The organism is Stenotrophomonas sp. 80084_Sma (genome assembly GCF_056481995.1).
Window position 1 is genome coordinate 1,920,646 of sequence record NZ_CM151177.1, and the last position, 13,064, is coordinate 1,933,709.

The following is a 13,064-nucleotide window of genomic DNA, read 5'->3' on the forward strand; positions in this document are numbered from 1 at the left end:
CGTCCGTCTCCCAGCTGATTGGCACGTTGCGATCCCTTGGGACGCCGTGCTCGAATTTCCGGTACCACTCCACGGGGGGCCTCATGGCCATTTCCGTCAGCCCCGGCAACTGGGGACAGTATCGGATCGGGCAAGAGGTGCGCGCTGGCATGCTGTCGGCTGAATCGTCCTGGTACATCCAGCCACACGCAGATCGGGCGGCGAAGGCCCTCGCGGCGGCGTTTCCGGCAACAGGTCCTGCATCAGGGCTGCAGGCCGATCTGTTGTTGAAGGCAGTGGCATCGGTCTGTGCTCAAGACGGGCCGCAATAGCGCCAAACGCTGAAGCGGGCCGGCGTAGGTGCGATCAGGCTTGATAGCATCCAGATTCCTGAAGTTGAGCCAGTGGAAGGACGCCATGACGCTAGACGTTGCAGTAACAGATGAACTCAGCGACGAAGCGCTGGAGGTGATTGGCACTGGCTTGGACCAGTTCAATCTGGAGGCTGCAGGGTATGCCGATCGACGCGCGCTGGCGGTACTGGTTACCGATCCGGCCAGCGGCAAGGTAGTAGGGGGCCTTACCGGGCGAACCTCACTGGGCCTGTGGTTCGTGGATCTGTTCCATCTGCCAGCGGCCCATCGCGGCAACGGGCTGGGGTCGCGTGTGCTGAAGGCCGCAGAGGATGAAGCGCGGCGTCGCGGTTGCCGTTCCGGCGTGCTGTACACCCTCAGCTTCCAGGCGCCCGACTTCTATGTGAAGCATGGATGGGTCGTGTTTGGCCGGGTGCCATGCGATCCGGCCGGCACATGCAGGGTGTTCCTCAGCAAGGATCTGTCGGCGGGGTGAGCGCTGCGGGCGAGCCGCGCGTCCTGTCAATCCGCAACTTGTTGTAGAGCGTCTGTCATAGCGGATTGCTAACTTCGTGGGCACGAATTTGCGACACACTGGCGATGACCATCCGAGCCAGGACAGACACGGAGACCATGGGTGACCGATGCAAGCCAACAACGCAGCCTGCGGCAGCTGATCGGGCCGGTCGGTGCCGACTACCAGCGGCGTGCGTTGCCGCCGGGCTGGGTCTGGGCGGTGCTGGCGGTGCTGCTGGCGGCCACCTGGGTGACGGAGTTGCCGGCCACGGCAGCTGCGGCACTGGTCGCCAGCGCGGTGGTGGTGCACTGGTCGCAGCGCGGCCGCATCCATTGGCTGGGGTGGCGCCTGCCGGGCCTGGCGGTGCTGGCTGCCCTGCTGTGGGGGCCGGAGGTGCTGTCGCAGTGGTTCGAGCACGGGCTGGCCGTGGTCCTGATGTCGCTGGCCAGTCTCAGTATCGGTGTGCACGTGTGGCAGTCGCGACAGATGGCACGCCAGCTGCAGGGCGCGGCCGATGCACTGGACGACGCCCAGTTGCTGGCGTTGCTGCCGGCTGATGCCGCGAACCTGGCCCAACAGTGGCGCTTGGGCGATGACCGTTACGCACCGGAGCTGGCGGTAGTGATGCACCTGGCGGTGATGCACGCGGCGCTGTCGCCGCGGATGCGCAGGCAGGGCATGCTGGCGGGGTGACCTGCCTTTTGTAGAGTCGAGATCCTATGTTCGTGGTCAAGCCTGCTGGAAGCAGGCTTGACCCACCTTCAGCATGGCCGGATCGAAGTCCCGGCCGCTTTTGAAGACACCCCAGGCGATCCTGGCCAGCTTTCTGGCCAGGATGTTGAAGACGGCGGTGCTGGGGTGACCGCGTTTTGACAGCTCGTCGTAGAGCGGTTGCCCCCGACGACACCGCTTGAGCCCCATGGCGGCCATGTAGAGCATCTGGCGCAGCACTGGCGCGCCCTGTTTGGACAGCCGACGCCGTCCCGTTCTGCCGCCAGACTCGTTAGGCCGGGGATCCAGGCCGGTGCAGGCGATCCACGCGTTGGCGTTGGCCAACGGCCAGCGCGTCATGTAGTAGATCAGGTGAGCGGCGACGGCAGGGCCGATACCAGGGATGGTCAACAGGCGCTTGTAGAGCGCGCCATGCTCTCCATCGCGACCCAAGCGCTGCAGTTCGCTTTCCAGCTCGGACAGCGTCCCAGCCAGAGCGCAGAACAGATCTGACAGCTCCCCGGGGGCACTTTTGCTTACCCCGAAGGATTGCTCCAGGCGCGCGCGTGTCTTTACCAGCGTCTGCCGCTTGCGCAGCAAATCGTGCATCTGCTGCTGCTCGTCGGTACGCGGTACGTATTCACGCAGGCGATCGCTCTCCTTCTTCACGTACCGGGCGATCGCTTCGGCGTCCATGGCGTCCGTCTTGCCACGCGAGCCCGTCGCCCGGCCGTAGTACTTGATCAGACGTGGATTGATCACATAGACAACGTGGCCTGCCTGGCCAGCCATCCGAGCCAACAACTCGTAGTACCGCCCCGTCGCCTCCATGCCAATCCGGCATCGCTGGGGCAAGGTGTTGAGCCACTGGGCTATGCCGGCCCGGGTGTTGGCGATCCTGTCGCCGGCCTTGCGGTCGGCCACTGCCGGTACGAACTCCTTGGAGTCCACGTCCACGCCAATATCGAGAGAATCAGACATTTGTACGGCTCCCAGCTATCTTTAAGGGGCTGGGGTGGTACCGCACCGACGTTAGCTTGCCTACATCGACGATCCCCTTTGGGGGCCGTACGATCCTTTATCGACGTTCGTGTGCGGGATGGGGATCGCTCGACTCGTCTGTCGGCTAGTATCCGCAGATGCATGCTTGACGGTCCCTCCACCCTGGCTCCTACATACCGCGTAGGAGCCGGGAGGAACATACAAGCCATGCTCGACTGCTTTTCTTATCGAAGCCGAGCATGGCTCGGCTCTACAGAAGCCAAGGCAGTCGAGCATGGCTCGACTCTACAGGGTGATGCGCAGACGCCTTACGCGTCGCGGTTGCCGCGACGCATCACGCGCTGCTTCTCGATCGCCCAGTCGCGGTCCTTGGCGGCATCGCGCTTGTCGTGGGTCTGCTTGCCCTTGGCCAGCGCGACTTCGAGCTTGATCTTGTTCTTGCTCCAGTACATCGCGGTGGGCACGATCGTGTAGCCATCGCGCTCGACCTTGCCGACCAGCTTGTCGATCTCGCTCCGGTGCAGCAGCAGCTTGCGATCGCGCCGGTCGTTGGCCACGACATGGGTCGAGGCCTGGATCAACGGAGTGATCTGCGCGCCGATCAGGAAGATCTCACCATCCTTCACGTAGGCGTAGGCGTCGACGATGTTGCCGCGGCCAGCACGGATCGATTTCACCTCCCAGCCCTGCAGGGCCAGGCCGGCTTCGAAGCGGTCTTCGATGTGGTACTCGTGGCGGGCACGCTTGTTCAACGCGATGGTTTTGTTGGCCGTCGCGCTCTTTGCTTTATCCTTGCCGCTGTTCTTGCTCATTTCCGTATTGTCTCCGATTCGGGCCCGCCCGGTCGATTGCCGAAACGTCCTGTATTCATGCCTACTATCCGCCGCAGCGCCCTGGTCGAACATTCGGCCGCGCGCATGTTCGACCTGGTCAATGATGTCCAGGCCTATCCGCGCCGTTTCCGCTGGTGTTCGGCTGCCCAGATCCTGGAGCAGGGCGAGGACCGGCTGGTAGCGCGCCTGGACCTGGGCCTGGGCTCGTTCAGCACCTGGTTCCAGACTGAAAACACACTGCAGCGCCCGCACAGCATCGATATGCAGCTGCGCGATGGCCCGTTCAAGCAGCTGCACGGCCGCTGGGAGTTCCATGCGCTGGCCGAAGATGCCTGCAAGGTCACCCTGACCCTGGACTTCGAGCCCAGTTCGCGCCTGCTCGGTCCGGCGCTGGCATTGGGCTTCCAGAGCCTGGCCGACCGCATGGTCAACGACTTCATCCGCGTTGCCGACGAGGCCTGAGCGATGATCGAGGTCGAGGTGGTGCTGGCCTGGCCGCAGCGGGTGCTTTCGCGCCGGTTGCAGCTGGACGAGGGCGCGACCGTGGCCGAGGCCATTGCCGCTGCTGCGCTGGAAGGCAGTGCCGACTGCCCGGCGGCGGCCGTGCATGGGCTGCTGGCGCGCCCGCAGCAGGTGCTGCTGGATGGCGACCGCATCGAGCTGCTACGCCCGTTGCAGGCCGACCCCAAGGACAACCGCCGGCGTCGCGCGCTCGGCGGTTGATTTCTGTCGCCCGTCCGCGAGGACGGGCAGGGGGCGTCAGCGACCCTTCTTCTTCTTGTCCTTCGGCAGATTGCGGCCGAACTGGCGCACGGTCTGCTGGGCCAGGGCCTTGTCGTTACCCGGGAAGTAATCGCCTTCCCAGCGGGTCACGTTGTCATTGTCGAAGAACACGGTGAAGTTCTTCACCTCGGTACGGCCCAGGCGGTTCACGCGCTGGCTGGAGGTGTAGTCCCAGCGCTGGGCGTGGAACGGGTCCGGAATGGACGGGGTGCCCAGCAGCGCAGTGACCTGCTGCTTGCTCTGCCCGACCTGCAGCTTGGCCACGGCATCTTCCCGGATCAGGTTGCCCTGATAGATGGGTTGCTTGTAGATGATGCCGCACCCGGTGGTGGACAGGGCGACGGCGGCGACCAACAGGAGATTGCGCATCGGGACTGGCGGTTGGGGAAATCAAACCGATGATACACTCCCGGCGTGCCACCGCGACCCAATCCGAGGCAGCTGGCGCTAAATCGCCAATGAACGGAGACCTATGGAAACCCACGACCTGCGAAAAGTCGGCCTGAAGGTGACCCATCCACGGATGCGGATCCTGGCGCTGCTTGAACAGCGCAATGCCCAGCACCACATGACCGCCGAAGACATCTACCGCCAGCTGCTCGAGCATGGCGACGAGATCGGCCTGGCGACGGTCTACCGGGTGCTGACCCAGTTCGAGGCCGCCGGCCTCGTGCTCAAGCACAATTTCGAAGGCGGCCAGGCCGTCTACGAGCTGGACCGTGGCGGCCACCACGACCACATGGTCGACGTGGACAGCGGCAAGATCATCGAGTTCGAAAGCCACGAGATCGAGGAGCTGCAGCGCAAGATCGCGGCCGACCACGGCTACGAGCTGGAAGAGCACTCGCTGGTGCTGTACGTGCGCAAGAAGCGCAAGTAAGCCGTTCCAGCCAGCTGGATGCGACGAAACCCCGGGCCTGCCCGGGGTTTTTCGTTGCTTACGGCAGATCCGCGCCATGTGTGAGGGGCCCCATCAACACCTCCAGATCCACCGCCTCGGCCATGGCCCGGTTACCCGCATCGCCCGGATGCAGGTGGTCGCCGGAGTCGTAGGCGGCGGCCATCCGTGACGGATCGGCCGGGTCGCGCAGCGCCGCATCCAGGTCGATCACTGAATCGAACGGGCTGTCGCTGCGCAGCCAGGCATTGAGCTGTTGGCGCAGGGCCTCCTTGTCCGGCTGGTAGTAGTCGTCCAGCGGCGTGCCGGGCAGGGCGCCGGCGAACGGTGTCAGGGTGGCGCCGAGGATGCGTAGACCCCGCCGATGGGCCTGCTCGGCCAGGGTGCGATACCCCGCCTGCAGTTCGGCCAGCGTGGGCCGGGCCTGGTTCCGGGCGAAGGCGGTGCCGGGCCAGCTGATGTCATTGATGCCGATCAGCACGACTACGCTGACCACGCCTGGTTGATCCAGCACGTCACGCCGGAAGCGGGCCAAGGCGGATTCGCCCATGCCATCGCGCAGCAGCCGCCCCCCGGAAATACCGGCGTTGACCACGGCAACGCCCCGCGGTGCCAGACGCGCCGCCAGATGGTCGGTCCAGCGCTGGTCCTGATCGAGGCTGGCGGTGGCGCCATCGGTAATCGAGTCGCCGATCACCACCACGCTGCGTGCGCTGGCAGCGGCCTCGACCTCGATGCCGGCCAGGAACAGGCGGGCAGTGGTGCTGCTGGCCCCGCTCAGAGCCTGGGCCAGGCTCTGGTCGCCGGGCGCAATCCAACTGGTCTGCCGACCCTCCCAGTGGAACGTCTGCACGGACGTCGGCCCGGGCACGAAGACACTGATCTGCAACGCCTGGCGGTCATCCGTGGCCACCGCTAGTGGATCGCTCAGCCGTTCCTGACCGGGCTCGATCGATACGCCGGGCTGGCCGTCGAAACTGAGCGGCTGCGGGGTGACACCCGCGTGTGCGGCCACGCTGGCCGCCCCGATCCGCAGCGGCTGGGTGCCGTAGGCATTGCTCAGCCGCAACCGCAGCCGGGGCCCGCCCAGGCTGATGCGCGCGGTCTGGCGGAAGGTCTGGTCCTGCAGCGTGGCCGGAACCAGGGTCGGGAACAGGAAATCGGCGCCCCAGACCGGTTGCGGACTGGCCTGCCAGCTGGCGACCCAGTGCGGGGCCGGGGCGGCACTGGCTGCGCTGGAGAGGGCGATCAAGGCGGTCGCGGTGAGCTGGCTGAGGCGGTTCATCGGGCAATCCCGGGAGGAGGGAGGGCCATGGTGATTCTCCGTCGATCTGTGAACTAGACTGCGCATGGATAATCATCTGTGAACTGGATTCATCGCCATGGCGCGACCCGACATCAACCGATCCGGCGAACTGGAAGTGTTCGTGCGGGTGATCGAGACCGGTGGCTTCTCCGCCGCGGCCCGTACCCTGGACATGACGCCGTCGGCAGTCAGCAAGCTGGTGGCCCGGCTGGAGCAACGGCTGGGTACGCGCCTGCTGCAGCGCTCCACCCGCCAGCTGCAGCTGACCCCGGAAGGCTGCGCGTTCTACGAGCGCGGCCTGCGCGTGCTGGCCGACCTGGAGGAGGCCGAGCGCTGCGCCAGCGCCCATGCCGAGCCGCGCGGACGCCTGCGGGTCAATTCCAACGTGCCGTTCGGCCAGCATTTCCTGTTGCCGCTGCTGCCGGCATTCCTCGAACGCAACCCGCAGGTGGGCGTGGACCTGACCCTCAACGACGAGGTGATCGACCTGCTTGAGCAGCGCACCGACGTGGCGGTGCGGGCCGGTCCGCTGAAGAGTTCCAGCCTGGTGGCGCGACGGCTGGGTGCGACGCGGATGATGATCGTGGCCGCGCCAGCCTACGCGCAGCGGCATGGACTGCCGCGCAACGCTGAGGAGCTGATGTCGCACAACCGTCTGGACATCGGCCATGCGCGTGCGATGCAGGGCTGGCCGCTGCTGCAGGACGGACGCGAGCGGATGGTGCTGCCCAGTGGCAATGCCCGCGCCAGCAATGGCAACGCGCTGCGGCAGCTGGTGCTGGGCGGGTTGGGCCTGGCGCGGCTGTCGACCTACCAGGTGCAGGAGGACATCGCCGCCGGACGCCTGCTGCCGGTGCTGGAAGAGGCCAATCCCGGTGACCTGGAAGAGGTCCATGCGGTGTTCCTGGGGCAGGGTGGCTACCTGCCGCTGCGGGTGCGCGCCTTCCTCGATTTCCTGGTGGAAACGGTGGATCTGGCGCGGCCACGGGGGTAGTGCCGGCCGCTGGCCGGCAACCTCATGATCTTCGTTCACCTGTGTTGCGTTGCCGGCCAGCGGCCGGCACTACCTCGCGCGTTGTAGATCCACGCCATGCGTGGATAACCGCGAACAGGCCTCAGACCTGCAGCAGCTTGCGTGCGGCGGCGCGCGCTTCCTTGCTCACTTCCACGCCGCCGAGCATGCGCGCCAGTTCTTCCTCGCGTGCCTTGCTGTCCAGCTTTTCCACTGCGCTCTGGGTCATGCCTTCGACCGGGGCCTTGCTGACCCGGTAATGCGCGTGGCCCTTGGAGGCGACCTGCGGCAGGTGGGTCACGCAAAGCACCTGGCGCTTCTCGCCAAGGGCGCGCAGCTTCTGGCCGACGATGTCCGCCACCGCGCCGCCGATGCCGGAGTCGACTTCGTCGAACACCATGGTCGGTACTGCATCCAGGTCCAGCGCGGCCACTTCGATGGCCAGCGAAATGCGCGACAGTTCACCGCCCGAGGCCACCTTGCGCAGGGCGCGCGGTGGCTGGCCGGCGTTGGCCGCGACCAGGAATTCCACGCGTTCGGCACCCTGCGGATCGGGCTTGCCGGCGTCCTGTGGCTCCAGCTCGATCAGGAACTGGCCACCGCCCATGCCCAGCTCGGCGATGATGCCGGTGGTGGTGGCCGACAGTTCGGCAGCGGCGCTGCGACGGCTGGCGGTCAGCACCTCGGCCTGTACGCGCCAGGCGGCGGCGGCTTTGTCGATCTCGCCGGCCAGGCGCTGCAGGCGTTCGTCGGCGCCGCGCAACTGTTCCACTTCGGCATGCATGCGCTCGCGCTGCGCGCCCAGCTCGTCCATCGGCACGCGGTGCTTGCGGGCCAGGTCGTGCAGGCGGCCGAGGCGACGCTCGTTCTCCTCGAACTGCTCCGGGTCGGCGTCGAGGTCGTCATGCACGCGGTCCAGCAGCGACAGGGCTTCGTGCAGCTGGATCGAGGCGTTCTCGATCAGGCCGTCCACCTCGCCCAGGCGCGGGTCGTGTTCGATCAGGCGCGACAGCTCGTGGCGCACCTGCTGCAGCAGGTCCAGCGCGGAACTGCCGTCGTCGCCATTGAGCTGGTTGCTGGCCGCCTGGCAGGCGCTCAGCAGGGCGCTGGCGTGGGCCTGGCGGCGGTGGCTGGCACCGAGTGCGACGATCGACTCCGGTTCCAGATCTTCGCGGTCCAGTTCGCGCAGCTGGTGCTCCAGGAAGCCGATCCGGTCACTGACGTCGCCCTGTTGCGACAGCGCCAGCGATTCATCGACCAGCGCCTGCCAGGCCGCAGCGGCGCGGCGCACCTGGCGGCGCTCGTTCTCGTTGCCGGCATAAGCGTCGAGCAGGGCCAGCTGCGACGGACGGGTCAGCAGCGCCTGTTGCTCATGCTGGCCATGGATCTCCACCAGCAGCGCGGCCAGGTCGGCCAGCTGTGCGAGGGTGACCGGACGGCCATTGATCCAGGATCGCGATCCGCCGTCGGCGCGGATCACGCGGCGCAGCTGGCACTGTTCCTCATCGTCCAGCTCGTTGTCGGCCAGCCACTGGCGCGCGGCCTGCAGCTGGTCCAGCGCGAACTCGGCGGAAAGCTCGGCGCGGGCGGCGCCGTGGCGGACCACGCCGCTGTCGGCGCGCAGGCCGGACAGGAAGCCCAGCGCGTCGACCATCAGCGACTTGCCGGCGCCGGTCTCGCCTGAAACCACGGTCATGCCCGGCCCGAACTCCAGTTCGGTGGCGCGGACGACGGCGAAATCCTTGATCGAAAGATGTCTGAGCATGGGTAAGGGGTATCGGCAGCCGCGCAACGCTAGCACGCGGGGGAGGGAGGTCCAATGACTTGCCAAGGTGATGCGCCGCCATTATCTAGTGTCCGTGTCTCACAGGTTGATTCCATGCACGGTTCTCCCGACCAGCTTGCCCCGCGTGCGCGCCATCTGCTGCGCACGCTGATCGCACGTTACATCCAGGACGGTGAGCCGGTCGGCTCGCAGACGCTGGCGCGCGTGGCCGGCCTGGAGGTCAGCCCGGCCACCATCCGCAACATCCTTGGCGACCTGGAAGACCTGGGGCTGCTGGCCTCGCCGCACACCTCGGCCGGGCGCATCCCGACCGCGCATGGCTATCGGGTGTTCGTCGACAGCCTGCTGCAGATGCAGCCGCCGGGCGAGGGCGAGCTGGCCCGGTTGCGCCAGGAGCTGGCCAGCGGCGGCAGCACCCAGGCCCTGCTCGGCAGCGCCTCGGAGCTGCTGTCGGCGATGAGTCACTTCGTCGGCGTGGTCAGCGCGCCACGGCGCGAGCAGTTCGCCTTCCGCCAGATCGATTTCGTGGCGCTGGACGGGCGCCGGGTGCTGGCGATCCTGGTGTTTGCCGACAACGAGGTGCAGAACCGCGTCATCGAGACCCGGCAGGAGTTCGCGCCGGGCCAGCTGGAGCAGGTGGCCAACTACCTCAATGCGCATTTCGCCGGCCTGCCGATGGCCGAGATCCGCACCCGCCTGCTGCTGGAGCTGCGCGATGCCCGTTCCGAGCTGGAGCAGCTGCTGGCGCACAGCATCGAACTGGCCGAGCAGGCCCTGCAGCCGGCCGCCGACGACATGCTGGTGGCCGGCCAGACCCGCCTGATGGGGGTGCAGGACCTGTCCGACCTGGAGCGCCTGCGCGAACTGTTCGAGCTGTTCTCCAGCAAGCGCGAGATCCTGCAGCTGCTGGAGCGGACCATCCAGGCCCCAGGCGTGCGCATCTTCATCGGCGAAGAGACCGGGATGATGCCGCTGCAGGGGGTCTCGCTGGTCACCGCCCCGTACACCGCCAATGGCCAGGTACTGGGCGTGCTGGGCGTGATCGGCCCCAAGCGGATGGCCTACGACCGCATGATTCCGCTGGTCCAGGCCACTGCCGATGTGCTCGGCGCGGCCTTTTCACCGGCCGGGCGCACTCCAGGAACATCCGACGCTTGAAACGCAGCATCCCGCCCACACTAGGGTGGGTGGAGGCGGAGATTGACCGCCAGGGACCCAGACATGAACCACGAACATCCAGATATCGAATCCCAGCAGACTGCCGCCGATGCGGCCGCCGCCGCCGGCGTCAACGACGAAGTGGAGCGCCTGCGCGCCGAAGTCGAGCAGATCAAGGCCGATGCGCTGCGTGAGCGCGCCGACCTCGAGAACCAGCGCAAGCGTGTTGCCCGTGACATCGAGCAGGCCCGCAAGTTCGCCAACGAGAAGCTGCTTGGCGAGCTGCTGCCGGTATTCGACAGCCTGGATGCCGGCCTGAAGGCCGCCGGCGACGACCCGCATCCGCTGCGCGAAGGCCTGGAGCTGACCTACAAGCAGCTGCTGAAGGTCGCTGCCGACAACGGCCTGGTCCTGCTGGACCCGATCGGCCAGCCGTTCAACCCGGAACACCACCAGGCGATCAGCCAGGTGCCGACCCCGGGCGCCGCCCCGGGCAGCGTGGTGACCGTGTTCCAGAAGGGCTACCTGCTCAACGAGCGCCTGCTGCGGCCGGCGCTGGTGGTGGTGGCCGCCGATTGATCGGCCGGGCCGGGCCATGCCCGGTCCCGGTCGTGCCAGGCCATGCCTGGCAAGGTTTTCCAGGCGCTGAACACAGCGTTCGGGAGGTGGCTTGAATGTTCCACGAGCCTCCCCCACATCGTATTCATCCACCGGCCGAGCGGCCGGACTGACCCCAACAAGCATCCTCAGGAGTCTCCCCCATGGGCAAGATCATTGGTATCGACCTCGGCACCACCAACTCGTGCGTGGCGATCATGGACGGCGGCAAGGCCCGCGTCATCGAGAATTCGGAAGGCGATCGCACCACCCCGTCGATCGTCGCCTACACCAAGGACGGCGAAGTCCTGGTCGGCGCCTCGGCCAAGCGCCAGGCCGTGACCAACCCGAAGAACACCTTCTATGCGGTGAAGCGCCTGATCGGCCGCAAGTTCACCGACGCCGAAGTGCAGAAGGACATCGCCCACGTCCCTTACGGCATCCTGGCCCATGACAATGGCGACGCCTGGGTGTCGACCAGCGACGGCAAGAAGATGGCCCCGCAGGAAATCTCGGCCAAGGTGCTGGAAAAGATGAAGAAGACCGCCGAGGACTTCCTCGGTGAGAAGGTCACCGAAGCGGTCATCACCGTGCCGGCCTACTTCAACGACAGCCAGCGCCAGGCGACCAAGGACGCCGGCCGCATTGCCGGCCTGGACGTCAAGCGCATCATCAACGAGCCGACTGCGGCTGCGCTGGCCTATGGCCTGGACAAGGGTGACAACAAGGATCGCAAGATCGTGGTGTACGACCTGGGCGGCGGCACCTTCGACGTCTCGGTGATCGAGATCGCCAACGTCGACGGCGAGAAGCAGTTCGAAGTGCTGGCCACCAACGGCGACACCTTCCTGGGCGGCGAAGACTTCGACAACCGCGTCATCGAGTACCTGGTTGAAGAGTTCAACAAGGACCAGGGCATCGACCTGCGCAAGGATCCGCTGGCCCTGCAGCGCCTGAAGGACGCCGCCGAGCGCGCCAAGATCGAGCTGTCCAGCGCCCAGCAGACCGAAGTGAACCTGCCGTACGTCACCGCTGACGCCTCGGGTCCGAAGCACCTGAACATCAAGCTGACCCGCGCCAAGCTGGAAGCGCTGGTGGAAGACCTGATCAAGAAGTCGATCGAGCCGTGCCGCGTCGCCCTGAACGATGCCGGCCTGCGTTCGAGCGACATCAGCGAAGTGATCCTGGTCGGTGGCCAGACCCGCATGCCGAAGGTGCAGCAGGCGGTGACCGAGTTCTTCGGCAAGGAACCGCGCAAGGACGTCAACCCGGACGAAGCCGTGGCACTGGGTGCTGCGATCCAGGGCGGCGTGCTGGGCGGCGACGTCAAGGACGTGCTGCTGCTGGACGTGACCCCGCTGTCGCTGGGTATCGAAACCATGGGCGGCGTGTTCACCAAGATCATCGAGAAGAACACCACCATCCCGACCAAGGCTTCGCAGGTGTTCTCCACCGCCGAGGACAACCAGTCGGCCGTGACCGTGCACGTGCTGCAGGGTGAGCGCGAACAGGCCCGCTTCAACAAGTCGCTGGCCAAGTTCGACCTGTCCGGCATCGAGCCGGCCCCGCGCGGCCTGCCGCAGGTGGAAGTGTCCTTCGACATCGACGCCAACGGCATCCTGCACGTGTCGGCCAAGGACAAGAAGACCAACAAGGAACAGAAGGTCGAGATCAAGGCCGGTTCGGGCCTGTCCGAGGAGGAGATCGCACGCATGGTCGCCGACGCGGAAGCCAACCGCGAAGAAGACAAGAAGTTCCAGGAGCTGGTGCAGGCCCGCAACCAGGCCGACGCCCTGATCCACGGCACCCGCAGCGCCATCACCGAGCACGGCAGCAAGGTCGGCGGCGATGTCATCGGCAAGGTCGAGGCGGCGCTGGCCGACCTGGAAACCGCGATGAAGGGTGACGACAAGGCGCAGATCGAAGCCAAGTCGAAGGTGCTGGAGGAAGCCGGCCAGTCGCTGTTCGCCGCTGCTTCGGCCGACCAGGGCGGTGCCCCGGGTGCCGACGCCGGCAACGCCGGCAAGGCGCAGGACGACGTGGTCGACGCCGAGTTCACCGAAGTCAAGGACGACAAGAAGTCCTGATCCGGACCGACACGGGACGCTGGCCATCAGCGTCCCGTTGTC

General features: G+C 66.5%; 15 protein-coding genes. 10 read left to right on the forward strand and 5 right to left on the reverse strand.

Translation table 11 applies throughout. The features are described 5' to 3' along the window. The first annotated feature begins 83 nt into the window (after window positions 1–83). The 3 genes from ACZK3W_RS09075 (at window position 84) to ACZK3W_RS09085 (ending at window position 1,542) form a co-directional block, all read left to right on the forward strand. Entirely contained in the window at window positions 84–311 is a 228-nt protein-coding gene (locus tag ACZK3W_RS09075; RefSeq protein ID WP_258015708.1) for a hypothetical protein, read from the forward strand. Between the two features lie 64 nt (window positions 312–375). Beyond that, on the forward strand, window positions 376–828 hold the full coding sequence (locus ACZK3W_RS09080) for a GNAT family N-acetyltransferase (RefSeq protein ID WP_293799520.1): 453 nt from the start codon (window positions 376–378) through the stop codon (window positions 826–828). A 141-nt stretch (window positions 829–969) separates the two neighbouring features. Further along, complete coding sequence (locus tag ACZK3W_RS09085) at window positions 970–1,542, forward strand: hypothetical protein (RefSeq protein WP_032128284.1); 573 nt, start codon at window positions 970–972, stop codon at window positions 1,540–1,542. Window positions 1,543–1,578: 36 nt separating this feature from the next. Here the strand turns inward: ACZK3W_RS09085 and ACZK3W_RS09090 are convergent, their stop codons facing one another. Further along, window positions 1,579–2,517, reverse strand: coding sequence for an IS110 family transposase (locus ACZK3W_RS09090; protein WP_478450667.1), 939 nt, complete (start codon window positions 2,515–2,517; stop codon window positions 1,579–1,581). Window positions 2,518–2,870: 353 nt separating this feature from the next. Further along, window positions 2,871–3,374, reverse strand: a complete 504-nt coding sequence (smpB, locus tag ACZK3W_RS09095) for an SsrA-binding protein SmpB (RefSeq protein ID WP_010484447.1) — start codon at window positions 3,372–3,374, stop codon at window positions 2,871–2,873. A gap of 57 nt (window positions 3,375–3,431) precedes the next feature. Between smpB and ACZK3W_RS09100 the strand changes: the two genes are divergently transcribed. Beyond that, complete coding sequence (locus tag ACZK3W_RS09100) at window positions 3,432–3,857, forward strand: type II toxin-antitoxin system RatA family toxin (protein WP_010484449.1); 426 nt, start codon at window positions 3,432–3,434, stop codon at window positions 3,855–3,857. A gap of 3 nt (window positions 3,858–3,860) precedes the next feature. Continuing rightward, the gene (locus ACZK3W_RS09105) at window positions 3,861–4,118 is read left to right on the forward strand and encodes an RnfH family protein (RefSeq protein WP_032128285.1); all 258 of its coding nucleotides are present in this window, start codon (window positions 3,861–3,863) and stop codon (window positions 4,116–4,118) included. Window positions 4,119–4,154: 36 nt separating this feature from the next. Here the strand turns inward: ACZK3W_RS09105 and ACZK3W_RS09110 are convergent, their stop codons facing one another. Next, on the reverse strand, window positions 4,155–4,547 hold the full coding sequence (locus ACZK3W_RS09110) for an outer membrane protein assembly factor BamE (protein ID WP_010484453.1): 393 nt from the start codon (window positions 4,545–4,547) through the stop codon (window positions 4,155–4,157). A gap of 103 nt (window positions 4,548–4,650) precedes the next feature. Between ACZK3W_RS09110 and fur the strand changes: the two genes are divergently transcribed. Further along, window positions 4,651–5,058, forward strand: coding sequence for a ferric iron uptake transcriptional regulator (gene fur, locus ACZK3W_RS09115; protein WP_005409235.1), 408 nt, complete (start codon window positions 4,651–4,653; stop codon window positions 5,056–5,058). 58 nt (window positions 5,059–5,116) lie between these two features. Here the strand turns inward: fur and ACZK3W_RS09120 are convergent, their stop codons facing one another. Next, the gene (locus ACZK3W_RS09120) at window positions 5,117–6,361 is read right to left on the reverse strand and encodes an SGNH/GDSL hydrolase family protein (protein ID WP_478450668.1); all 1,245 of its coding nucleotides are present in this window, start codon (window positions 6,359–6,361) and stop codon (window positions 5,117–5,119) included. Window positions 6,362–6,458: 97 nt separating this feature from the next. Between ACZK3W_RS09120 and ACZK3W_RS09125 the strand changes: the two genes are divergently transcribed. Beyond that, window positions 6,459–7,376: a LysR family transcriptional regulator gene (locus ACZK3W_RS09125; protein WP_478450669.1), complete on the forward strand. Its 918-nt coding sequence runs from the start codon at window positions 6,459–6,461 to the stop codon at window positions 7,374–7,376. 121 nt (window positions 7,377–7,497) lie between these two features. Here the strand turns inward: ACZK3W_RS09125 and recN are convergent, their stop codons facing one another. Next, on the reverse strand, window positions 7,498–9,159 hold the full coding sequence (gene recN, locus ACZK3W_RS09130) for a DNA repair protein RecN (RefSeq protein WP_478450670.1): 1,662 nt from the start codon (window positions 9,157–9,159) through the stop codon (window positions 7,498–7,500). Window positions 9,160–9,273: 114 nt separating this feature from the next. Here recN and hrcA point away from each other — a divergent pair, with 114 nt between their 5' ends. The 3 genes from hrcA to dnaK all read left to right on the forward strand — a co-directional run bounded on the left by hrcA (window position 9,274) and on the right by dnaK (window position 13,022). After that, on the forward strand, window positions 9,274–10,338 hold the full coding sequence (gene hrcA, locus ACZK3W_RS09135; RefSeq protein WP_107432375.1) for a heat-inducible transcriptional repressor HrcA: 1,065 nt from the start codon (window positions 9,274–9,276) through the stop codon (window positions 10,336–10,338). Between the two features lie 63 nt (window positions 10,339–10,401). Further along, window positions 10,402–10,917, forward strand: coding sequence for a nucleotide exchange factor GrpE (gene grpE, locus ACZK3W_RS09140; protein WP_032128290.1), 516 nt, complete (start codon window positions 10,402–10,404; stop codon window positions 10,915–10,917). 182 nt (window positions 10,918–11,099) lie between these two features. Further along, window positions 11,100–13,022: a molecular chaperone DnaK gene (gene dnaK / locus ACZK3W_RS09145; protein ID WP_100449879.1), complete on the forward strand. Its 1,923-nt coding sequence runs from the start codon at window positions 11,100–11,102 to the stop codon at window positions 13,020–13,022. The last annotated feature ends 42 nt before the right edge of the window (window positions 13,023–13,064 follow it).